We start from the raw sequence: 271 nt of genomic DNA, 5'->3' as shown, positions 1-271 counted from the left end.
CGGTGCACTGCGTGCAGGACACCGACGGCGCCGCCTTCCACGCCGAGCTGAAGTTGCCGGCGGAGACGATCGTGGTGACCAAGGGCACCCGCTTCGATCAGGACCAGTACAGCGCCTTCGACCAGACCGGCTTCGCCGAGGAACTGCGGCGCAAGGGCGTGAAGCGCCTGTTCGTCGGCGGGCTCGCGGAGGACGTCTGCGTGCACGCCTCCGCCCTCGACGCCCGCAAGGCCGGCTTCGAGGTGCAGGTGATCGGGGAGGCGACCCGCGC

The 271-nt window shown here is 70.8% G+C and carries 1 protein-coding gene; it reads left to right on the top strand.

The features are described from left to right. The coding region (locus R0J92_RS23145; protein WP_411053395.1) for an isochorismatase family protein at positions 1 to 271 on the top strand (271 nt) is incomplete at both ends.

It is taken from the genome of Tritonibacter sp. SIMBA_163 (assembly GCF_046535935.1).
Lineage (GTDB): Bacteria > Pseudomonadota > Alphaproteobacteria > Rhodobacterales > Rhodobacteraceae > Epibacterium > Epibacterium scottomollicae.
Note: the sequence above shows the minus strand (reverse complement) of the source record. Positions and strands in the feature narration are given on the sequence as shown.